Raw genomic sequence first — 22,348 nt, 5'->3', positions numbered from 1 at the left:
ATTTTGGTTTGCGTTTTATTCGTGGTATTGCGCGGACAGTTCATGCACCGCCTGCAGGAACGCGCCCGCGTGCTCCGGGTTCACTTCCGGCGTGATGCCATGACCCAGGTTGAACACATGCCCGCTGCCCTTGCCATAGCTGGCCAGGATGCGGCCGACTTCGGCGCGGATCGCTTCCGGCTTGGCGTACAGCACCGTCGGGTCCATGTTGCCTTGCAGCGCAACCTGGTTGCCGACGCGACGGCGGGCTTCGCCGAGGTCGCAGGTCCAGTCCAGGCCCAGGGCATCGGCACCGGCGTCTGCAATGCTCTCCAACCATAGGCCGCCGCCTTTGGTGAACATGATTACCGGCACTTTGCGGCCTTCGTGTTCGCGGATCAGGCCGCCGACGATCTTGCGCATGTAGGCCAGGGAGAATTCCTGGTATGCCGCCGCCGACAGGTTGCCGCCCCAGGTGTCGAAAATCTGCACCGCTTGCGCGCCGGCCATGATCTGGCCGTTGAGGTAGGAGGTCACCGACTGCGCCAGCTTATCCAGCAGCAGGTGCATGGCCTGCGGGTTGTCGTAGAGCATGGCCTTGGTTTTGCGGAAGTCTTTCGACGAGCCGCCTTCGACCATGTAGGTGGCCAGGGTCCATGGGCTGCCGGAGAAACCGATCAGCGGCACGCGGCCGTTCAGTTCGCGGCGGATGGTGCTTACGGCGTCCATCACGTAGCCGAGGTCTTTGTGCGGATCGGGGATCGGCAGGGCTTCGATATCGGCCAGGGTGCTGACGACCTTCTTGAAACGCGGGCCTTCGCCGGTTTCAAAATACAGGCCCTGGCCCATGGCGTCGGGGATGGTGAGGATGTCGGAGAACAGGATGGCCGCGTCCAGTTGTGGGTAGCGGTCCAGCGGCTGCAGGGTGACTTCGCAGGCGAATTCCGGGTTCATGCACAAGCTCATGAAGTCGCCGGCGTGGGCGCGACTGGCGCGGTATTCCGGCAGGTAGCGACCGGCTTGACGCATCATCCACACCGGAGTGACGTCTACGGGCTGCTTGAGCAGGGCACGAAGGAAACGGTCGTTCTTGAGGGCAGTCATGTCGGCATCCGCAAAAAAAGTGCGGGCATTTTCTCAGAGCGCGACGCAAAAGGCACGGAGTGAGCCGTGCCTTTTGTCTATCGGGTTGATTTACGACAATATCTTGAACCTGCGCAAATCAAATGTGGGAGGGGCGGTGCGACGATTCGGCTTGCCCCGATTGCAGTGTGTCAGTCTGAGTATCTTTAACTGAACCACCGCTACCGGGGGGCAAGCCCCCTCCCACATTTTGGCCATATTTCAAAGGTGAAATGGGTCAGACCTGAAGATAGTCCAGGATGCCTTCGGCGGCGTTGCGGCCTTCGAAGATCGCCGTTACTACCAGGTCAGAGCCGCGCACCATATCGCCACCCGCAAAAATCTTCGGGTTGCTGGTCTGGTGCTTGTACTGGCCTTGTTCCGGGGCGACGACGCGGCCCTGGCTGTCGGTCTGGATCTGGAACTGCTCGAACCAGGGCGCCGGGCTTGGGCGGAAACCGAAGGCGATGACCACGGCGTCGGCCGGGATGATCTCTTCGGAACCCGGGATCGGCTCGGGGCTGCGGCGGCCACGGGCGTCCGGTTCGCCGAGACGGGTCTCGACCACCTTCACGCCTTCGACACGGTCTTCACCGACAATCGCGATCGGCTGGCGGTTGTAGAGGAATTTCACGCCTTCTTCCTTGGCGTTCTTCACCTCTTTGCGCGAGCCGGGCATGTTGGCTTCGTCACGGCGATACGCGCAGGTCACCGACTTGGCGCCCTGGCGGATCGAGGTGCGGTTGCAGTCCATCGCGGTGTCGCCACCGCCCAGCACCACGACCTTCTTGCCCTTCATGTCGACGAAATCTTCCGGCGACTTTTCAAAGCCCAGGTTGCGGTTGACGTTGGCGATCAGGAAGTCGAGCGCGTCATACACGCCCGGCAGGTCCTCACCGGCAAAGCCGCCCTTCATGTAGGTGTAGGTGCCCATGCCCATGAACACCGCATCGTATTCTTCGAGCAGTTGCTCCATGGTCACGTCTTTGCCGATCTCGGTGTTCAGGCGGAACTCGATACCCATGCCGGTGAACACTTCACGACGGTTGCTCAACACGGTTTTTTCCAGCTTGAACTCTGGGATACCGAAGGTCAGCAGGCCGCCGATTTCCGGGTTCTTGTCGAACACCACCGGGGTCACGCCGCCACGCACCAGTACGTCGGCACAACCCAGGCCGGCAGGGCCCGCGCCGATGATCGCCACGCGCTTGCCGGTCGGCTTGACCTTGGACATGTCCGGGCGCCAGCCCATGGCGAAGGCTGTGTCGGTGATGTACTTCTCCACCGAACCGATGGTCACCGCGCCGAAGCCGTCGTTGAGGGTGCACGCGCCCTCGCACAGACGGTCCTGCGGGCACACCCGGCCGCAGACTTCCGGCAGGGTGTTGGTCTGGTGCGACAGCTCGGCGGCGGCGAGGATGTTGCCCTCGGCCACCAGCTTCAGCCAGTTGGGAATGAAGTTGTGCACCGGGCACTTCCATTCGCAATACGGGTTACCGCACCCCAGGCAGCGGTGGGCCTGGTCGGCCGAGTGCTGGGGTTTGAAGGGTTCGTAGATTTCCACGAACTCTTTCTTGCGTTGACGCAACAGTTTCTTCTTCGGATCTTTGCGCCCGACATCGATGAACTGGAAGTCGTTATTCAGACGTTCAGCCATGTTAAAACCTCATCAAACTCTTCAGGCGCATATCACTGCGGGTTGGCACGGATGCTGGAAAGCAACGATTTCAGGTTGGCAGCCTTGGGCTTGACCAGCCAGAAACGACGCAGGTAATCATCGAGGTTTTCGGCGAGGTTACGACCCCATTCGCTGCCGGTTTCCTCGACGTATTCATCCAGCACGTGCTGCAAGTGGTTGCGATAGGATTCCATGGCTTCGCCGCTGATGCGCTGGATCTCGACCAACTCGTGGTTGACCTTGTCGACGAAGGTGTTGTCCTGGTCGAGCACGTAGGCGAAACCGCCGGTCATGCCCGAACCGAAGTTGTAACCGGTTTTGCCCAGTACCGCGACAAAGCCACCGGTCATGTACTCGCAGCAGTGATCGCCGGTGCCTTCCACCACGGTGTGGGCACCGGAGTTACGCACGGCGAAACGCTCGCCGGCGGTGCCTGCGGCGAAGAGCTTGCCACCGGTGGCGCCGTACAAGCAGGTGTTGCCGATGATGGCGCTGTCCTGGGTCTTGTACACGCTGCCTTTGGGCGGAACGATGACCAGCTTGCCGCCGGTCATGCCCTTGCCCACGTAGTCGTTGGCGTCGCCTTCCAGGTACATGTGCAGGCCGCCGGCGTTCCACACGCCAAAGCTCTGGCCCGCAGTGCCCTTGAAGCGGAAGGTGATCGGCGCCTTGGCCATGCCCTGGTTGCCGTGCTTGCGCGCGATTTCGCCGGAGACACGTGCACCGATGGAACGGTCGCAGTTGCAGATATCCAGGGCGAATTCGCCACCGCTGGCGTCGCTGATCGAGGAGCCGGCCATCGCGACCATCTGCTCGGCCAGCAGGCCTTTGTCGAACGGCGGGTTGCGTTCCACGCCGCAGAACTGTGGCTTGTCGGCCGGGATGTGATCACTGCCCAACAACGGCGTCAGGTCCAGGTGGTGCTGCTTGGCGGTCTGGCCCTGGAGGATCTCCAGCAGGTCGGTGCGACCGATCAGCTCTTCGAGGGAACGCACGCCCAGCTTGGCCAGCCACTCACGGGTTTCTTCGGCGACGTAGGTGAAGAAATTCACCACCATGTCGACGGTGCCGATGTAGTGATCCTTGCGCAGTTTTTCGTTCTGCGTCGCCACGCCGGTGGCGCAGTTGTTCAAGTGGCAGATGCGCAGGTATTTGCAACCCAGGGCGATCATGGGCGCAGTGCCGAAGCCGAAGCTCTCGGCACCGAGGATCGCGGCCTTGATCACGTCCAGGCCGGTTTTCAGGCCGCCGTCGGTCTGTACCCGCACCTTGCCGCGCAGGTCGTTGCCGCGCAGGGTCTGGTGGGTTTCCGCCAGGCCGAGTTCCCATGGCGCACCGGCGTATTTGATGGAGGTCAGCGGCGAAGCGCCGGTGCCGCCGTCGTAGCCGGAGATGGTGATCAGGTCGGCATACGCCTTGGCCACGCCGGCGGCGATGGTGCCCACGCCGGCTTCCGCCACCAGTTTCACCGAGACCAGGGCCTGCGGGTTGACTTGCTTGAGGTCGAAAATCAGCTGCGACAAGTCTTCAATCGAATAGATATCGTGGTGCGGCGGTGGCGAAATCAGAGTCACGCCCGGCACCGCATAACGCAGCTTGGCGATCAGGCCGTTGACCTTGCCGCCAGGCAGCTGGCCGCCCTCACCGGGCTTGGCGCCCTGGGCGACCTTGATCTGCAGCACTTCGGCGTTGACCAGGTATTCCGGGGTCACACCGAAACGGCCGGTGGCGACCTGCTTGATTTTCGAGCTTTTGATGGTGCCGTAGCGCGCCGGGTCTTCGCCGCCTTCGCCGGAGTTGGAACGCGCACCCAGGCGGTTCATGGCTTCGGCCAGGGCTTCGTGTGCCTCGGGCGACAGGGCGCCCAGGGAAATACCGGCGGAGTCGAAGCGCTTGAGGATCGATTCCAGCGGTTCGATTTCGCTGATGGCCAACGGTGTGTCCAAGGTCTTCACCTTGAACAGGTCGCGGATCATCGACACCGGGCGGTTATCCACCAGCGCGGTGTATTCCTTGAACTTGGCGTAGTCGCCCTGCTGCACGGCGGCTTGCAGGGTGCTGACCACGTCCGGGTTGTACGCGTGGTATTCGCCACCGTGCACGAACTTGAGCAGGCCGCCTTGCTGGATCGGCTTGCGCGCGCTCCAGGCTTCGGCCGCCAGGGCTTTCTGTTCGGCTTCGATGTCGACGAAACGCGCGCCTTTGATACGGCTTGGCACGCCACGGAAGCTCAGGTCGCAGACTTCTTCGGACAGGCCGATGGCTTCGAACAGTTGAGCGCCGCGATACGACGTGACGGTGGAGATGCCCATCTTCGACAGAATCTTCAGCAGGCCCTTGGTGATGCCCTTGCGGTAGTTCTTGAACACCTCGTAGAGATCGCCCAGTACTTCACCGGTACGGATCAGGTCACCCAGCACTTCATAGGCGAGGAACGGGTACACCGCCGAAGCGCCGAAGCCGATCAGCACCGCAAAGTGGTGCGGATCGCGAGCGGTGGCGGTCTCGACGAGGATGTTGGAGTCGCAACGCAGGCCTTTTTCGGTCAGGCGATGGTGCACGGCGCCGGTGGCGAGCGAGGCGTGGATCGGCAGCTTGCCCGGCGCGATGTGGCGGTCGGTCAACACGATCTGGGTGCGGCCGGCGCGCACAGCTTCTTCGGCCTGGTCGGCGACGTTGCGCACCGCGGCTTCAAGGCCGAGGCTCTCGTCGTAGTTCAGGTCGATGATCTGGCGGTCGAAGCCCGGGCGATCCAGGGTCATCAGCGAGCGCCACTTGGCCGGGGAAACGACCGGCGAGCTGAGGATCACGCGGGAGGCATGCTCAGGCGATTCCTGGAAGATATTGCGCTCGGCACCGAGGCACACTTCCAGGGACATCACGATGGCTTCGCGCAGCGGGTCGATCGGTGGGTTGGTGACCTGGGCGAACTGCTGGCGGAAGTAGTCGTACGGCGTGCGCACGCGCTGGGACAGCACGGCCATCGGCGTATCGTCGCCCATGGAGCCGACGGCCTCGTAGCCTTGCTCACCGAGCGGGCGCAGCACTTGGTCGCGCTCTTCGAACGTGACCTGATACATCTTCATGTACTGCTTGAGCTGGTCGATGTCATAGAAGGCCGAACCGTGGTCGTTGTCTTCCATGGTCGCCTGGATACGCAGGGCGTTCTTGCGCAGCCATTGCTTGTACGGGTGACGGGACTTCAGGCGGTTGTCGATGGCGTCGGTGTCGAGGATCTGCCCGGTTTCGGTGTCCACGGCCAGGATCTGCCCAGGGCCGACACGGCCTTTGGCGATCACGTCTTCGGGCTGGTAGTTCCACACGCCGATTTCCGACGCGAGGGTGATGAAACCGTTGGTGGTGGTGACCCAGCGCGCCGGGCGCAGACCGTTGCGGTCGAGCAGGCACACCGCGTAGCGACCGTCGGTCATGACCACGCCGGCCGGGCCGTCCCACGGCTCCATGTGCATCGAGTTGTACTCATAGAACGCACGCAGGTCCGGGTCCATGGTCTCGACGTTCTGCCACGCGGGCGGAATGATCATGCGCACGCCACGGAACAGGTCGATGCCGCCGGTGACCATCAATTCGAGCATGTTGTCCATGCTGGAGGAGTCCGAACCCACGCGATTGACCAGCGGGCCGAGCTCTTCGAGGTCCATCAGATCGTTGGCGAACTTGGTGCGACGGGCCACGGCCCAGTTGCGGTTGCCGGTAATGGTATTGATCTCGCCGTTGTGGGCGAGGAAGCGGAATGGCTGGGCCAGCGGCCATTTCGGCAGGGTGTTGGTGGAGAAGCGCTGGTGGAACACGCAGATCGCGGTTTGCAGGCGCTCATCGCTCAGGTCCGGATAGAAGGCGGTGAGGTCCGCCGGCATCATCAGGCCTTTATAAATGATGGTCTTGTGGGAAAAGCTGCAGATGTAGTGGTCGGTGTCCGCGGCGTTGGCCACGGACGAGCGACGGCGCGATGTAAACAGCTTGATCGCCATGTCCTGGTCGCTCAGGCCGTCGCCTGCGATGAACACCTGTTCGATCTGCGGCAGGCGCTCCAAGGCCAGGCGGCCGAGCACGCTGGTGTCGATCGGCACTTTGCGCCAGCCGACGAGTTGCAGGCCGGCTGCGACGATTTCGCGGTTCATGTTCTCGCGAGCGGCTTCGGCTTTGACCGGGTCCTGGTTGAAAAACACCATGCCCACGGCGTACTGCTTGGGCAGGTCGACCGCGAAATGCTCTTTGGCGACAGCGCGCAGGAACTGGTCGGGCTTTTGAATCAGCAAGCCACAACCGTCACCGGTCTTGCCGTCGGCGTTGATCCCACCACGGTGGGTCATGCAGGTCAGGGCCTCGATGGCCGTTTGCAAAAGGGTATGACTGGGCTCGCCCTGCATATGGGCTATCAGGCCGAAACCGCAGTTATCCTTGAATTCATCGGGTTGGTACAGACCTGCTTTCATAGACACTTTCTCACCAGGCTGCCTCTTTTACCGAGGCAAATTTCTTTTCAATTCAACCGGTTACCTTCCACGCCGAACGTACGCCGGCTTAGCGGGGGCAAAAGGGAGGTCATTGTACACACCGACACAGACGCTCACAAATTTAGCGACGAAATGTCGCAAATCTATGTCGCATTTATGAAAGGTTTAAAGCGATATGCTGTGCTAGTCAAAACTTTTTTAATTCTGACCGCTACGACTCAAAAGCTACATGCGCAGACACCACAAAGCGCGCGGCCTTCAGGGCTGCACGCTGTTGTAGTTTTTTTGAGGTGCCGGGAGGGCGACCTGGGTAAGGTCGCCGGATCTTCAGCGAGTTGTTGCCAGTTCTTGTTGAACGCTGGCAACAGTGCGAGGCCAAGGTTTACCAGCCTGAACCTTCGCTGGCAAGGTTTTGATCGCAGAATCAGCTGCGGCACGGCTTGCGAAGTTACCGTAGGTGATCACGTAGAGAGGCTTGCCGTTGAGCACTTTCTTGAAATAACGGTACTCGCCGCCCTGCTCCTTCACGAACGCCTGGGCATTGGCTTCGGAGCTGGTGCCGAGGATCTGCACCACAAAATTCCCGGTAGGCTGGCTGGCGTACCAACTGCTGCCGGCCGCACCGGCCTTGGCCACGGTGGCCGGTTTTTCAGCCGGCTTGGTCACAGGCGCTGGCTTGGCGGCTGGAGCAGGCGCGACAGGCTTGGTCACAGGTGCGGGCTTGGCGGTAGCAACGGTAGGCGCAGGTGTTGGCACTGGCTTGGCGGCCGGCTGACCCGCCGGCACGCCCGCAGGTGGTGCGGTGGTGGTCACCGTCGGTGGGGTAGCGCTGGAACCTTCCACAGGCACGCCGTCGTCGCCTTCGGAGATACCGCCGGCTTCTTCGGCGAGCGGGCCGCGCATTACAGGCTGGCCGACCATCGGCAGGTTGGTCGGCTGGCCGGAGTTGGCGAACTCGACATTCGGCGTGGGTTTACCCAGTGGCAGTTGCGCCTGTTCAGCCGGGGCGCCGGCCGTGGTGGGTGCCTTACTGCGGCCTGGGATCAACCAGGCGGCCGCAACAGCGACCACGACAACAGCGGAAATCGCCAATACGTGCTTCTTAGGCATAGTGAACCCCATCTTTGGACGCTTGACCGCTGAGCGGCTGGCAATCATGGCTTCGATCATGGCATCGCGGGCAACTTGGTTGATGGTGCCAGGCCAGCCGCCTGCGCTTTCGTGAATATCAGAGATCTGTTGAGCGGAGAAAAGTTCGATACCCGCCCCTGCGCCTTCGAGGCGTTGAGCCAGGTATTCGCGGGTTTCTTCCTCTTCGTAGGGCTGTAATTCGATGACGTGGAACAGCTCTTGATCGCCACTGATCTGCTCCAGATCGGCGATGAGCGACGACTCACCAAACAGGAACACATGGGGGCGACCTTCCGGCGTACCCGCCGCCAGCGCCAGCAGCGCTTCCAGGGCTGATTCATCGAGCTGCTCGGCGTCATCCACCAGCAGGTAGACTTCCTGGCCGGTGAGACCCAACTGCACCACTTGCTTGAGGATCGCGTTCGGTTCGGCAGTAGACACGTCCAGGGCTTGTGCCACTTGGCGCAGCACGCCCGCCGCATCCCCGGCACCACGGGCCGACACCACCAGGCTTTGGACCGATTGCTTATTGGTGCTCGCCACCAGGGCCTGGCGCAACAGCGTCTTGCCGCTGCCCAACGGGCCCGTCACCACCAACAGCAACTGGCTGTAGCGTGCGAGGTGATGCAACTGCCCCAGCACCGGCTTGCGCTGGGCCGGGAAAAATTTGAAACCAGGCACCCGTGGCGCAAAAGGGTCATGGCTGAGGTGGTAATGGCCGAGGAACGCCTCGTCGGCATGCAAACTAGTCATCGCGATCTTATTAACCTTTAAGCTGGGCCAGGGCGCGGTAATCCGCTCCCAGCGTGGCCTGTAAAATCTCTTTCGGATAATCGTCGGTCACCACCGCTTCACCCATATGGCGCAGCAGCACCAGTCGCAGTCGACCGTCGATCACTTTCTTGTCTATCGCCATATGCTCGAGGAAGTCCGCCTCGCTCATCTCTTCGGGCGGAATAACCGGCAAACCGGCACGCTGGAACAGGCGGATACCACGGTCACGCTCCTGGGCACTGATCCAGCCCAGGCGTTGCGACATCTCCAACGCCATCACGGTGCCAGCCGCCACGGCCTCACCATGCAACCACACACCATAGCCCATGTGCGTTTCGATCGCGTGGCCGAAGGTATGGCCCAGGTTCAGGGTGGCCCGTACACCGGACTCGCGCTCGTCGGCATTCACCACCAGCGCCTTGGCGGCGCAGGAGCGGGAAATCGCCTCGGTCAGTGCCGCTTGATCGAGGTTGCGCAGCGCATTCACATGTTCTTCGAGCCAGGCCAGGAAAGGCTCATCGCAGATCAACCCATACTTGATGACTTCCGCAAGGCCCGCCGACAGCTCGCGCGGCGGCAAGGTGTTGAGGGTCGCGGTATCAATCAGCACAGCCTGCGGCTGGTAGAACGCGCCGACCATATTCTTGCCCAGCGGGTGGTTGATGCCGGTCTTGCCGCCCACCGACGAATCGACCTGGGACAGCAGGGTGGTCGGCACTTGGATGAAGTCCACGCCACGCTGGTAGCAGGCCGCCGCAAACCCGGCCATGTCGCCGATCACACCGCCGCCCAGGGCGATCACGGTGGTACGCCGATCATGGCGTGCGGTCAGCAGGCCATCGAAAATCAGTTGCAGGGTTTCCCAATTCTTGTGGGCTTCGCCGTCAGGCAAAATCACCGAGATCACCGAGTACGCCGCCAGGCTGCGGCTCAAACGCTCAAGATATAGCGGCGCAACCGTTTCATTGGAAATGATCGCCACTTGCCGCCCGGCAATATGCGGCGCCAGCAATTCGGGCTGGTCCAACAGACCTTCGCCAATATGGATCGGGTAGCTGCGCTCGCCTAGATCGACCTTAAGTGTCTGCATGTGTCCCCGCGTTAGAGATGATTGACGACCGGCAACGTCCGCTGCCTGATGGCTCTACGCCACACCCCTTGGGGTCATAGCGCGCCGCCGAGAATAGCGCATTTCGGGCCTGGCTTTAACGGGGTGGCAGCCGTTGCAGACGCTCCAGGATGTCGAGAACCACCATCCGAGGCGGCCGCTCATCGGTTTCCACCACCAGATCGGCGATTTCCCGATACAGCGGATCGCGCAACGCCAGCAGGTCGCGCAAGGTTTTTTCCGGGTTGGCCGTGCGCAACAACGGGCGATTGCGATCGCGTGCCGTACGGCCCACCTGCTGCTCGACCGACGCATGCAAATAGACCACCCGACCACCGGCATGCAGCGCCCGACGGTTTTCATCGCGCATCACCGCGCCACCCCCGGTAGCCAATACCACGCCATCGCAGCCGCACAGCTCGGCGATCATCGCCTGTTCGCGGTCACGAAAGCCCAGTTCGCCTTCTTTATCGAAGATCCACGGGATATTGGCACCCGTGCGCAATTCAATTTCCTTGTCGGAGTCTTTGAATGGCAGGCGCAGCTCTTTGGCAAGCAAACGGCCGATGGTGCTTTTTCCAGCCCCCATCGGTCCTACAAGAATCAAATTTCGCACAGAATCAACGACTCACAGCAATCGCCTGGTTATTCATAATACGCGGAGTCAGGAATACCAGCAGCTCGGATTTTTTCTCCGCCAGCACATCGCGCCGGAAAAGGCGGCCAAGATACGGCACATCGCCCAAAAATGGCACTTTATCTACCACTTTGCTCTGGGTATTGGAGAAAACTCCGCCAATAACGATGGTCTCGCCATCCTTGACCAGCACCTTGGCGTTGACCTCGTTTTTCTTGATGGGCGGTACGTCATTGAGTTTGTTCAGGTAGTCGGGCTCATCCTTGGTGACTTTGACCACCATGATCACATGGTCGTCGGGGGTGATTTGCGGCGTAACCTCCAGGGACAGCGAGGCCTCCTTGAATGACACGGAGGTTGCACCCTGGGAGGTGGATTCCTGATAGGGAATTTCGGTGCCCTTCAGGATACGTGCGGTCTCCTTGTCGGAGGTGACCACCTTGGGCTGCGAGACAATCTCGCCGTTGCCGGTTTTCTCCATGGCCGTCAGTTCCAGGTCGAGCAGCAAATTGTCGGTGATGTAGGCAATACCCAGGCCTGAAGCAGCGGTGAGCGACCCCATGTCGACAAACGGCGAGCTGGGTGGGTTTTCCGGCGGCTCCGCCCCCTCGGCCAAGGGTTTATTGATACCGCCGGCACTCCAATGACCACGATTGAGCCGCCCACCCCAGCGCACACCCAGGCTTTTGTCGTAGTCGACATTCGCCTCGACAATCCGCGCCTCGATCATCACCTGACGCACCGGGATGTCCAACTGCGCCACGATCCGCCGCAGCTCTTCAAGCCGCTCGTGGGTCTGGTAAGCGATGATATTGTTCGTGCGATCATCCACTGCCACCGAGCCGCGCTCATCGGTCGTGCCTTCCAGCCCGTTCACCGACTGAAACAACTTGGCCAGGTCCGCCGCCTTGGCGTAATTGACCTGCAGCAACTCACGACGCAGTGGCGCCAGGTCAGCCATTTGCTTGCGTGACTCCAAGGTGAGCAACTCGCGCGCAGCCAACTCTTCAGCGGGCGCCACCAGCAATACGCCGGCTTTTACCCGTTTATCCAACCCCTTGGTTTGCAGCACCAGGTCCAGGGCCTGATCCCAAGGCACGCCCTTGAGTCGCAGCGTAATCGAGCCTTGCACGTCGTCGCTGGCCACCAGGTTGAGGCCCGCCACATCGGCAATTTGCTGCAAGACGGCGCGCAACTCGATGTTCTGGAAGTTGAGATTGAGTTTGTCACCGGTATAGGCATCCAATACCGCGGCGCTCACCGGAGGTGGTAGTTGGATCAGATCCACACGATTGGGCACAGCAACAACCATCGGTGTCGTGAACGCTATCCATAGCGCCACACCGAAGGACGAAAACATCCTTTTCATTGTTTTATTCCGTTATGAATTGACGTTTAGCACGAGGGTTCGCGGGCGCTCCAGCCATGCGCCCTGTTCATCGGGGAACAATTCGACCAATTCGAGATGGCGCTCATCGATGGCCGTGACCCGCCCATGATCCCGCCCCAGGTAATCGCCGACCGCCAGGCGATACACCGTTGAGGCGGCACGCAGCAACGCGAAGGTCTGCGTTCCACGGGACAGTGTGCCGACCATTTCGAACTGATCCACCGCAAAACCTTCCAGCAAGCCTCGTGATCGAGCGAGGTCTGGCGCAAGGCCCGCCCTCAACGGCACACGATCAACTTGCATGGCCAGCGGCTGGAACGGATCGCGCAGCGCGCCAGCGTCATAGACAAAGGACGGCGCCTGTGCGACCGGCCTGCCCCGCGTGGCGCCTGGCCGTGCAAGCCAATAGGTCCTGGCCAGCAGATCAAGTCGCAACAACGCGCCATCCCGCTGCAGGGCAACATCGTGCACCGTCGTCATTCGCGAAAGGCCACCCAAGGTACTGACGAACGTCGCCAGGTCGTGGTAATTCCCGGTAACGCCGACTTGCACGGGCTGTTCAACATAGAACGCTTGAGGGCGCTCATCCAACGGCGTGACGCTCTCGACCACCAGCCCATTGGCCAGCGCCAACCGAGCAATATCCTCCAGCAGGCCGGGCATTTCGGACTCGCCTGGCAATTGCTGCAAAAGCTGCTCAGCGTTCTTCTGCACATGCTGGAACTGCCGGGCCTTCGCCTCAAGGCCAGCGGCCAAGGCAGTTTTTTCTGCGAGCTGGCGCCGTAGGACCTCTTCCTGTGCCTGGACCTGAGACAAGCGCTCGCGCAACGGGCTCAGGAGCACAAGGTCGGCCGCCGCCAGCACCAAGCCCGCCAGCGCGCAGCCAAGCAAGACCTTGCCAGGTAGGGGCCATTTTGCGGCGTTGTGGGTCAGTGCGTAGAAATCGAGCCTGGGCAGGCTCATGGCTGGGCCTCAGCGGACTCTCCATGACGCACCATCAATTGAAATTCGTTGGCGCCATGCGTGCCTTCGGTTCGCACATGCTGCAACCGCGTCGCGTGGCCGCCTTCGGATGCTTCCAGGCGGCGCATCAGTTGAGCGATATCCTGGCTGGACTCAGCACTGCCACTGATACTCACCTTATCGCCCTTGGCCACCACTTCATGCAGATGCACGCCGTCGGGTACCGCGCGCGCCAATTGGTCCAACAGCTGGGCGCTGGATGAGCGGGCATCGTGCAGGTCCTGCACAACCTTCATGCGCTTTGCCAATAGCTGGCTTTGCTCCCGCAGGTCGTCGAGGGTCTTGATGCTGGAATCCTGAAGGGCCACGTCCTGAGCCACGTGGCTATTACGCGTCACTTGCCGATCGATCGCCTGGTCGATCACCTGATCGGCCAGCCACACGGCCGCCAGCGCCATGCAGGCAAACGCCAGCAGAAACGCCAGGAAGTATTTGCGCCGCCGCTCCGCCAGCGCCTGGCGCCAAGGCAAAAGGTTGATTCGTGTCTTCAAGCGAAACTCCTCAGGGCCAGCCCGCAAGCAACTCCCATCCCTTGGGCATCCACGGCCCATTGTGCACCATCGACTCGATGGCCCGGCGTGAAGCTGGCGAAATCCTGACTGCTCGCGCGCGCCAATGCAAACGCTTCAACATCAATCACCGCCGGCACCAGCCCCGCCAGTGCCAAAACCGCTTCTCGGGCTTCCACGTGCGCCTTCAGGCACGCCGCCAGCAGCACCTCGACCCGCGCAGGATGGTGAGCTGACGGGCCCTGGACCTGAAAGTCGATAGCCATGTCGTCCAGCGGATACGGAATGTACTGCTCGGCCTCCATCTGGATCATCCAGCTCATCTCATCATCGCCGAGCCCGGCGTCCAACTCGACCACCCGCGTGATGACCGATGGCCCAGTCACCGCCACTGCCGCTGCGCGGGCCGAGGTCTGCATGCGCGACAACGCCGTGCGCAGAGCAAGGCCTGCGCCTTCGAGGTCCAACACCGAGCCATCCACCACAGCTTGGGCAGGCAGCCCCTGCGTGGCATAGGCTCGGATACTGTAGCCGCTGCCTGAACGCGCCAGCTCGACCAACCTGATAGCCGTGTCACTGATATCGACGCCCAGCAAGGTATCCACTTTGCGCCGGAAAAATCCCTTTCCCATAAAACTCCCCAAAACTTTACCTGTCATACCGCTTGATTGCTGTTGTGCACCCTGCATTCGGTCGACTTGTTAAAGAGCCGCGAATGACGTCCCAAGGCGAAAATGCTTTAATGCCCAGCGTTTTTCCCCGCTTTTTATCTGCAGCTCGGGTTGATCCATCGTTTGCCATGCATGCCCCGACGCGTAACTCATTCTTTTCTCTGGAAATCCAAAAGCCTTGATTCGTCTGCTGAAGTTTTTCGGGTACTCCATTGTCGCCATCGTCTGCGGGCTGCTGCTCGTGCTCAGCGGGGCTTACCTCTACCTTAGTCCGGGTTTGCCATCGGTAGAGGCCCTTAGAAGTATCCAGTTGCAGATTCCTTTGCGGGTCTACAGCAGCGATGAAAAATTGATCGCGGAGTTCGGCGAAATGCGCCGCACACCGATCCGTTTTGCCGACATTCCGCCCAATTTCATCAGCGCCCTGCTGTCCGCCGAAGATGACAATTTCGCCAATCACTACGGCGTCGATCCGAGCAGCCTGGTGCGCGCCGCCACGCAGTTGGTAAAAAGCGGACACATTCAATCCGGTGGCAGCACCATCACCATGCAGGTGGCAAAGAACTTCTTCCTCACCAGCGAACGCAGTTTTTCGCGCAAAGCCACCGAGATCCTGCTGGCCCTGCAGATCGAACGCCAGTTGACCAAGGACGAGATCCTTGAGCTGTACGTCAACAAGATTTACCTGGGTAACCGCGCCTACGGCATCGAAGCCGCTTCGCAGGTGTACTACGGCAAGTCCATTCGTGACGCCAGCCTGGCGCAGATGGCGATGATTGCCGGCCTGCCCAAGGCCCCTTCGCGTTTCAACCCCCTGGCCAACCCGGCGCGCAGTAAAGAGCGTCGCGACTGGATCCTGGGGCGCATGTACAAGCTGGGCAAGATCGACCAGGCCGCCTATGAAAGCGCGGTCGCCGAACCGCTGAACGCCAGCTATCACGTCCCGACGCCGGAAGTGAATGCACCGTACATCGCCGAAATGGCCCGTGCCGAAATGGTCGGCCGTTATGGCAGCGAGGCCTACACCGAAGGCTTCCGCGTGACCACGACCGTTCCGAGCAACCTGCAGGAAATTGCCAATGATTCGGTGCATTCCGGCCTGATCACTTACGACCAGCGCCATGGCTACCGTGGCCCTGAGTCGCGCCTGCCGGGCAAGACTCTGAGCGCCTGGACCACCGAACTGGGCAAGCAACGCGCAATCAGCGGCCTGGAGCCGGCGATCGTTACCCAGGTAAAGAAAGACGGCCTGCAGGTGCTGACCCGCGCCGGCGAAGCCCATGTGGCGTGGGACAGCATGAAGTGGGCGCGCCCCTTCCTGAATACCAACAGCATGGGCCCGATGCCCAAGCAGCCATCGGACGTCGCTCAAGTGGGTGACCTGATCCGCGTACAACGCCAGAAAGACGACAGCCTCAAATTCAGCCAGGTGCCGCTGGCCCAGAGCGCGCTGGTATCGCTGGACCCGCAGAACGGTGCGATCCGTGCCCTGGTGGGCGGCTTTGCGTTCGAGCAGAGCAACTACAACCGCGCCACCCAGGCCAAGCGCCAACCGGGTTCGAGTTTCAAACCGTTCATTTACAGTGCTGCATTGGATAACGGCTACACCGCCGCCAGCCTGGTCAACGATGCACCTATCGTGTTTGTCGACGAGTACCTGGACAAGGTCTGGCGCCCGAAGAACGACACCAATACCTTCCTTGGCCCGATCCGCATCCGCGAGGCCCTGTATAAGTCGCGCAACCTGGTCTCGATCCGCCTGCTGCAAGCGATGGGCGTAGGCAAGACCATCGACTACATCACGCGCTTTGGCTTCGCCAAGTCGGACCTGCCACCGAACCTGTCCCTGGCCCTCGGCACCGCGACGCTCACGCCAATGGAAATCGCCACCGGCTGGAGCACCTTCGCCAACGGCGGCTACAAGATCACGCCGTACCTGATCGACAAGATCGAAAGCCGCAACGGAGACACCCTGTTCACCGCCAACCCGCCACGGGTGCCGGGCGATGTGGTCAACGGCGTGGCGGCCACCGATGGCCTGGCAGCGCCAAGCAACGGTGGCATTACCATTGAGCCGACTCCAGGCGCCGCGCCGTCCACGACGGCCGCCCCGACGGAACCGCAGACACCGGCCGTTGCCGAGCGCATTGTGGATGGCCGTACCACTTATATCCTCAACAGCATCCTCGAAGACGTGATCAAGAAAGGCACCGGCCGTCGCGCCCTGGCCCTGGGCCGCGCGGATATCGCGGGCAAGACCGGTACCACCAACGAGTCCAAGGATGCCTGGTTCTCCGGTTATAACGCGGACTACGTGACCACCGTGTGGACCGGCTACGACCAACCGGAAAGCCTCGGCCGCCGTGAGTTCGGTGGCACCGTCGCACTGCCGATCTGGATGAGTTACATGGGCGCGGCCCTGAAGGACAAGCCGCTGCATACCCAGCCGGAGCCGGAAGGCATCCTCAGCCTGCGGATCGACCCAGTGAGTGGTCGTGCAGCCTCGCCAAGCACGCCGAATGCTTACTTCGAGCTGTTCAAGAGCGAAGACACGCCGCCGTCGATCAACGAGCTGGGCAATGGCGTGGTACCGGGCAGCCCGCTGCCGGCGGATGAAGCGGCGCCGATCGATCTGTTCTAATCGCTACTTCAAGCCAATAGAGATCCAAACGTGGGAGGGGGCTTGCCCCCTCCCACATTTAGATCTTCACAAGGCTCAATTAAAAGCCCACAAAAAAGCCCCGACTCGCAAGAGCCGGGGCTTTTTTGTGGGTGCGCTACAACGGCTTAGCCGTTGAACACATCATCCACGCTTTGCAGCGGGTAGTTCTTCGGATACGGCAGGGTGGCCACACCAGTCTCGATTGCGGCTTTGGCCACGGCATCGGAGATCAGGGTGATCAGGCGCTTGTCCATTGGCTTCGGAATGATGTACTCACGGCCGAATTCCAGTTTGGCGCCACCGTAGGCGTCGCATACATCCTGAGGTACCGGCAGCTTGGCCAGTTCACGCAGGGCATTGGCGGCCGCGACTTTCATCTCTTCGTTGATGCGCTTGGCGCGAACGTCCAGGGCACCACGGAAGATGAACGGGAAGCCCAGTACGTTGTTGACCTGGTTCGGGTAGTCCGAACGACCGGTGGCCATGATCACATCGTTACGAGTGGCGTGGGCCAGCTCCGGCGAGATCTCTGGGTCTGGGTTGGAGCAGGCGAACACGATCGGGTTGGCCGCCATGGACTTCAGGCCTTCAGCGCTCAGCAGGTTCGGGCCGGACAGGCCGACGAACACATCGGCGCCGTCGAGGGCGTCAGCCAGGGTGCGCTTGGAGGACGGGTGGGCAAACATCGCCTTGTACTGGTTCAGGTCGGTACGCTCGGACTGGATCACGCCCTTGCTGTCGACCATGTAGATGTTTTCCAGCTTGGCACCCATGCTCACGATCAGCTTCATGCAGGAGATAGCCGCAGCGCCGGCGCCCAGGCAGACGATCTTGGCATCAGCCAGGGTTTTGCCGGCGATTTCCAGGGCGTTGATCATGCCGGCCGCGGTAACGATCGCGGTGCCGTGCTGGTCATCGTGGAATACCGGAATGTCACATTGCTCGATCAGGGCCTTTTCGATTTCGAAGCACTCAGGTGCCTTGATGTCTTCCAGGTTGATGCCACCGAAGGTGATGGAGATGCGCTTGACGGTATCGATGAAGGCCTGCGGGCTTTCGGAGTCGACTTCGATGTCGAATACGTCAATGCCGGCGAAGCGCTTGAACAGCACGCCCTTACCTTCCATGACTGGCTTGGATGCCAATGGGCCGAGGTTTCCCAGGCCGAGAATCGCGGTGCCATCGGAAATCACTGCAACCAGGTTGCCCTTGCCGGTGTACTTGTACGCCAGCTCAGGGTCACGGGCGATTTCACGTACGGGCTCGGCCACGCCGGGGCTGTAGGCCAGCGACAGGTCGCGGGCGGTAGCGGTGGCCTTGGTGAGCTCTACACTCAGCTTTCCTGGACGAGGATGGGCATGATATTCGAGAGCGGCAGTTTTCAAATCAGACATATCGGCATTCCGCTTTTACTGTTGGTCGACGGACCGCCGAGGATACTCGTGTCGTAAAGCCCCTACAAGACTGGGCAGTCACAGGTGTCAAGGCCCCAAAGCGCCGTACTTTGGTCTAAGGCCACGGGATACAAGGGCTCAACTGTTCACAATTGAATAAAAAAATGTCTACAATTTTTTATTAATCTGTCGATTTGAGCATACCGGGATCGGTCAGCGGCAGCAGCCAACGCGCTTGACCGTTTTTCAGGCGCCCCTGCCTGGAGCGATCCTGCACCCAACCGCGCGCCTCGATTGTCTTGCCTTGCAGACCATTGAGCAAGCCACTGTCGAACTGGCGGGCAAGATCGGGCGCCACGCGCAATACCAGTGAGCCCTGCAATTGAATCCAGATGCCGCCGCGATTGCGCTCGATCTTGCTCACCCGGCCGCTGACCAGCGCAAAACCGGATTGCCTGAGGTCGCTCACCGATTGCACCGGCGATTGCCGCCAGAGCCCCAACCCGGCCTGGCGGGCGCTGTTTTCCGCCGCCTGCTGGCAAGCGACGAGGTCAACATTGGGCGCGACCCCCACTTGAAACCCCAAGCCTTCGGCGAGCAAGCGCGCCTCGAGGTTTTCGCCATCGGCACCGTAAAGGTGGGCCAGGGTACGTCCGTAGCGGTCTTTTCGCTCGCGCCCCGGCACCAAGCCGACGCGACCGTCACTGGCCGCCACCAACGCCTGCAAACGCTGGCGGGCAGCGACCGCATAAGGCTCGTCGCCACGCCCCTTTTTAGCGGTTTCCGGGGCGTTGACGCCGATCATGCGCACGCTGCGGCCATCCTTGAGGCGCACGGTGTCGCCATCGACCACGCGCTGTACTTCAACCCGGACCACAGACGCCGGCGCAGGGCAAAACACCTCGGCCTGGGCGGCCTGCTGCCAAATCCCAGGCACAAAAAAGGCGCCCGCGAGGGACGCCTTTTTCAACAGCTGGCAAAAGCCCATAAGGCTTTTGAGCCTTACTCTGCTGGAGTAGCAGCAGGCTTCTTGCCGAAAGCACCAAAGCGATCTGCGAAGCGCTGTACGCGGCCGCCGGTGTCCAGGGTCTTCTGCTTACCGGTGTAGAACGGGTGGCACTCGTTGCATACGTCAGTACCCAGTGGCTTGCACAGGTTCGAACGGGTTTCGAACTTGTTGCCGCAGCTGCAGGTAACTTCGATGGTTTCGTACGCTGGATGGATATCGGCTTTCATGGTGACTTCCTCGGGCTAGCGTGCCGCCACTCGACACTATTGTCGAATACCGCACGTAATTAGGCCGCGGATTCTACCAGACCTTTTTAAACGCGCAAGCTGCGGCACCTATCGCCTGTCAACATAAAAGCACCTTTCATCAGAAAACCATGGCATACCCAACACCCCCCTCGTCTGCTAGGCTCGCGCCCCTGCACCGTCACCCGCCTTTATATGAGACTCCCCGCGTGCCCGACGCCATTTTGCGCCTAGCCCTGCCCTCGCCCCTGCGCCGCCTGTTCGACTATCGAGCCCCGGCCGGCGTGCTGCGGGCGCAGTTGCAGCCGGGCATGCGCGTACGCGTGCCGTTTGGCCGCCGGGAGATGATCGGCATCCTGATCGAAATCGCCGATCACAGCGAAGTGCCCGCCGAAAAGCTCAAGCCCGCCCTGGCGATCCTTGATGCCACGGCGCCACTGCCGCACGCGCTGTTCAAGCTGTGCCTGTGGACAGCCCAGTATTACCAGCACAGCCTGGGCGACACCCTGAGCTGGGCGTTGCCAGTGCTGTTGCGGCAGGGCGAACTGGCCGAGGCGCGTCAGGAGCGCTTCTGGTCGATGGCCCCCGGCGCACGCCTCGATGACCCGCGCATCGCACGCGCGCCGCGTCAACGCGAAGCCCTGGCGACACTGGCCCAGCACCCTCACGGCGTGGCCCATCAGCTTTTAAGCAAGCTGATGCTGAGCAAAGACAGCCTCGACCTGTTGCTGGCCAAAGGCTTGGTACAGGTCGAAATCCGCAAACACGCCCCTGACCCACGCCACGAACATTGGCTGGCCCAGCCGGAACTGCCGCTGAACCCCGAGCAACGCGCCGCTTACGAGGCGATTCGCGCAGGTTTCGACAGTTTCCATGCGTTCCTGCTGGCCGGCGTCACCGGCAGTGGCAAGACCGAAGTCTATTTGCAGTTGATCCGCGAAACCCTGCAAGCCGGCAAACAGGCGCTGGTACTGATCCCTGAGATCAACCTCGGCCCGCAGACCCTGGCGCGTTTCGAGCAACGCTTCAATGCCCGCATCGCCCTGGTGCACTCGGCGGTCAACGACCGTGAGCGCCTGGAGTCATGGCTGGCGGCACGGGATGGCGAGGCCGACATTATTATCGGCACGCGTTCGGCGCTGTTCACGCCAATGAAGAACCCCGGGCTGATCATCATCGACGAAGAACACGACGGCTCCTATAAGCAGCAGGAAGGCCTGCGCTACCACGCCCGCGACCTGGCGCTGGTGCGCGCCCGCCAGGAAGACATCCCGATCGTGCTCGGTTCGGCCACGCCGTCCCTGGAGAGCCTGCACAACGCCTACACCGGCCGTTACGGACTCCTACGCCTGAATGAACGCGCCGGCGGCGCCAAACAACCGCGCTTCCTGCGCCTGGACGTAAAAAGCCGCCCGCTGGACAGCGGTATTTCCGGGCCGATGCAGCAAGCAATAGGCCAAACCCTCGCCGCCGGCCAGCAAGTCCTGGTGTTTCTTAACCGCCGCGGCTTTGCGCCGACGCTGCTGTGCCATGACTGCGGCTGGATGTCCGAATGCGAGCGCTGCGATGCGCGCATGACCGTGCACCAGCGCTACGGCGAGTTGCGCTGCCATCACTGCGGCCATGTGGAGCGCGTGCCCCGCCACTGCCCGCAGTGCGGCAAGGTCGACCTGCGCCCGGTTGGCGCGGGCACCGAGCGCGCCGAAGAGCGCCTGGGCATTCTGTTCCCGGACTACCCCGTGCTGCGGGTCGACCGCGACAGCACCTCGCGCAAAGATGCGATGAACCAACTGTTCGCGACCATCCAGAAGGGCCAGCCATGCATCCTGGTGGGCACGCAGATGCTCGCCAAGGGGCACCACTTTCCCCGGGTGACCCTGGTGTCGATCCTGGACGCCGACGGCGGCCTGTTCTCCGGCGACTTCCGCGCCAGCGAGCGCATGGCGCAGTTGATCGTGCAAGTGGCCGGGCGCGCCGGGCGTGCCGAAGAGCCGGGCAAAGTGATTATCCAGACGCACCTGGCCGACCACCCGCTGCTGATTCAACTGACCGAACAAGGTTATTTTGCCTTCGCCGAACAGGCCCTGAGCGAACGCCGCTCCGCCGGCCTGCCGCCGTTTGCCCACCTGGCCTTGCTGCGCGCCGAGGCGCACAAGCCGGGGCAGGCCGAAGGTTTCCTGGACGAGGCGTGCAGTGCCGCCGAGCGGTTGCTAGGCGAACTGGGCCTGAGCGGCATCGAACTGCTCGGCCCGGTGCCCGCGCCCATGGAACGCCGCGCGGGACGTTATCGCGCTCAGCTACTGTTACAAGCCACCTCGCGCGCGCCACTGCATCGCTTATTAAGTAGCTGGTTACTTGCTCTGGAGCAAATACCCAGCGGGCGGCAGGTGCGATGGTCGTTGGATGTGGACCCGGTAGATTTGTATTAGTAGCAAGCCAACTCCCACATTTTGAAAGGTGAACACCGTTAAATGCGGGAGCGGGCGTGCCCGCGATGAGGCCCGCAGGTCCGCCATCTGGTCTGAACGGTTGGCAAGC

General features: G+C 61.6%; 15 protein-coding genes. 2 read left to right on the top strand and 13 right to left on the bottom strand.

Annotation, left to right across the window (positions count from 1 at the left end):
- Positions 1-15: 15 nt before the first annotated feature.
- The 10 genes from hemE to pilM all read right to left on the bottom strand — a co-directional run bounded on the left by hemE (position 16) and on the right by pilM (position 14,461).
- Positions 16-1,083: a uroporphyrinogen decarboxylase gene (gene hemE, locus KSS96_RS03035; RefSeq protein ID WP_017526519.1), complete on the bottom strand. Its 1,068-nt coding sequence runs from the start codon at positions 1,081-1,083 to the stop codon at positions 16-18.
- Between the two features lie 256 nt (positions 1,084-1,339).
- Entirely contained in the window at positions 1,340-2,758 is a 1,419-nt protein-coding gene (locus KSS96_RS03030; RefSeq protein WP_010213750.1) for an FAD-dependent oxidoreductase, read from the bottom strand.
- A gap of 32 nt (positions 2,759-2,790) precedes the next feature.
- The gene (gltB, locus tag KSS96_RS03025; RefSeq protein WP_017526520.1) at positions 2,791-7,236 is read right to left on the bottom strand and encodes a glutamate synthase large subunit; all 4,446 of its coding nucleotides are present in this window, start codon (positions 7,234-7,236) and stop codon (positions 2,791-2,793) included.
- Between the two features lie 348 nt (positions 7,237-7,584).
- A complete protein-coding gene (locus KSS96_RS03020) occupies positions 7,585-9,141 on the bottom strand; it encodes an SPOR domain-containing protein (RefSeq protein ID WP_017526521.1) in 1,557 nt (518 codons plus the stop codon).
- Between the two features lie 10 nt (positions 9,142-9,151).
- Positions 9,152-10,252: a 3-dehydroquinate synthase gene (gene aroB, locus KSS96_RS03015; protein ID WP_017526522.1), complete on the bottom strand. Its 1,101-nt coding sequence runs from the start codon at positions 10,250-10,252 to the stop codon at positions 9,152-9,154.
- A gap of 115 nt (positions 10,253-10,367) precedes the next feature.
- The gene (gene aroK, locus KSS96_RS03010) at positions 10,368-10,886 is read right to left on the bottom strand and encodes a shikimate kinase AroK (protein ID WP_003171222.1); all 519 of its coding nucleotides are present in this window, start codon (positions 10,884-10,886) and stop codon (positions 10,368-10,370) included.
- A 4-nt stretch (positions 10,887-10,890) separates the two neighbouring features.
- On the bottom strand, positions 10,891-12,219 hold the full coding sequence (locus KSS96_RS03005; RefSeq protein ID WP_017526523.1) for a type IV pilus secretin PilQ: 1,329 nt from the start codon (positions 12,217-12,219) through the stop codon (positions 10,891-10,893).
- A 69-nt stretch (positions 12,220-12,288) separates the two neighbouring features.
- A complete protein-coding gene (locus KSS96_RS03000; RefSeq protein WP_217855716.1) occupies positions 12,289-13,260 on the bottom strand; it encodes a pilus assembly protein PilP in 972 nt (323 codons plus the stop codon).
- Positions 13,257-13,811 (bottom strand): PilN domain-containing protein, encoded by a 555-nt coding sequence (locus KSS96_RS02995; protein WP_217855714.1) that lies wholly within the window; start codon positions 13,809-13,811, stop codon positions 13,257-13,259. The genes KSS96_RS03000 and KSS96_RS02995 overlap by 4 nt, the downstream gene beginning before the upstream one ends.
- Positions 13,808-14,461 carry a type IV pilus biogenesis protein PilM gene (pilM, locus tag KSS96_RS02990; protein ID WP_017526525.1) on the bottom strand — a complete coding sequence of 218 codons (654 nt, stop codon included), beginning with the start codon at positions 14,459-14,461 and terminating at the stop codon, positions 13,808-13,810. Before pilM ends, KSS96_RS02995 begins: the two co-directional genes overlap by 4 nt.
- Positions 14,462-14,681: 220 nt before the next feature.
- On the opposite strand from pilM, the gene KSS96_RS02985 reads away from it, so the two are divergent.
- The gene (locus KSS96_RS02985; protein WP_438811441.1) at positions 14,682-17,141 is read left to right on the top strand and encodes a penicillin-binding protein 1A; all 2,460 of its coding nucleotides are present in this window, start codon (positions 14,682-14,684) and stop codon (positions 17,139-17,141) included.
- Positions 17,142-17,287: 146 nt separating this feature from the next.
- Here the strand turns inward: KSS96_RS02985 and KSS96_RS02980 are convergent, their stop codons facing one another.
- The 3 genes from KSS96_RS02980 to rpmE all read right to left on the bottom strand — a co-directional run bounded on the left by KSS96_RS02980 (position 17,288) and on the right by rpmE (position 19,792).
- Positions 17,288-18,556: a malic enzyme-like NAD(P)-binding protein gene (locus KSS96_RS02980; protein ID WP_049710409.1), complete on the bottom strand. Its 1,269-nt coding sequence runs from the start codon at positions 18,554-18,556 to the stop codon at positions 17,288-17,290.
- Positions 18,557-18,737: 181 nt separating this feature from the next.
- Positions 18,738-19,544: a thermonuclease family protein gene (locus KSS96_RS02975; protein WP_065879488.1), complete on the bottom strand. Its 807-nt coding sequence runs from the start codon at positions 19,542-19,544 to the stop codon at positions 18,738-18,740.
- A 14-nt stretch (positions 19,545-19,558) separates the two neighbouring features.
- A complete protein-coding gene (rpmE, locus tag KSS96_RS02970) occupies positions 19,559-19,792 on the bottom strand; it encodes a 50S ribosomal protein L31 (RefSeq protein ID WP_005784030.1) in 234 nt (77 codons plus the stop codon).
- A 227-nt stretch (positions 19,793-20,019) separates the two neighbouring features.
- On the opposite strand from rpmE, the gene KSS96_RS02965 reads away from it, so the two are divergent.
- The gene (locus tag KSS96_RS02965; protein WP_017526529.1) at positions 20,020-22,239 is read left to right on the top strand and encodes a primosomal protein N'; all 2,220 of its coding nucleotides are present in this window, start codon (positions 20,020-20,022) and stop codon (positions 22,237-22,239) included.
- Positions 22,240-22,348: the final 109 nt, after the last annotated feature.

The organism is Pseudomonas asgharzadehiana, assembly GCF_019139815.1.
Lineage (GTDB): Bacteria > Pseudomonadota > Gammaproteobacteria > Pseudomonadales > Pseudomonadaceae > Aquipseudomonas > Aquipseudomonas asgharzadehiana.
The sequence above is the reverse complement of the archived record's forward strand: the minus strand, read 5'-3'. Positions and strand labels throughout refer to the sequence as shown.

Bases quoted from the DNA above. Each gene is read 5' to 3' on its own strand.
- hemE (WP_017526519.1), bottom strand. From the start codon at position 1,083: ATGACTGCCCTCAAGAACGACCGTTTCCTTCGTGCCCTGCTCAAGCAG.
- KSS96_RS03030 (WP_010213750.1), bottom strand. From the start codon at position 2,758: ATGGCTGAACGTCTGAATAACGACTTCCAGTTCATCGATGTCGGGCGC.
- gltB (WP_017526520.1), bottom strand. From the start codon at position 7,236: ATGAAAGCAGGTCTGTACCAACCCGATGAATTCAAGGATAACTGCGGT.
- KSS96_RS03020 (WP_017526521.1), bottom strand. From the start codon at position 9,141: ATGACTAGTTTGCATGCCGACGAGGCGTTCCTCGGCCATTACCACCTC.
- aroB (WP_017526522.1), bottom strand. From the start codon at position 10,252: ATGCAGACACTTAAGGTCGATCTAGGCGAGCGCAGCTACCCGATCCAT.
- KSS96_RS03005 (WP_017526523.1), bottom strand. From the start codon at position 12,219: ATGGTTGTTGCTGTGCCCAATCGTGTGGATCTGATCCAACTACCACCT.
- KSS96_RS03000 (WP_217855716.1), bottom strand. From the start codon at position 13,260: ATGAGCCTGCCCAGGCTCGATTTCTACGCACTGACCCACAACGCCGCA.
- pilM (WP_017526525.1), bottom strand. From the start codon at position 14,461: ATGGGAAAGGGATTTTTCCGGCGCAAAGTGGATACCTTGCTGGGCGTC.
- KSS96_RS02980 (WP_049710409.1), bottom strand. From the start codon at position 18,556: ATGTCTGATTTGAAAACTGCCGCTCTCGAATATCATGCCCATCCTCGT.
- KSS96_RS02975 (WP_065879488.1), bottom strand. From the start codon at position 19,544: ATGGGCTTTTGCCAGCTGTTGAAAAAGGCGTCCCTCGCGGGCGCCTTT.
- rpmE (WP_005784030.1), bottom strand. From the start codon at position 19,792: ATGAAAGCCGATATCCATCCAGCGTACGAAACCATCGAAGTTACCTGC.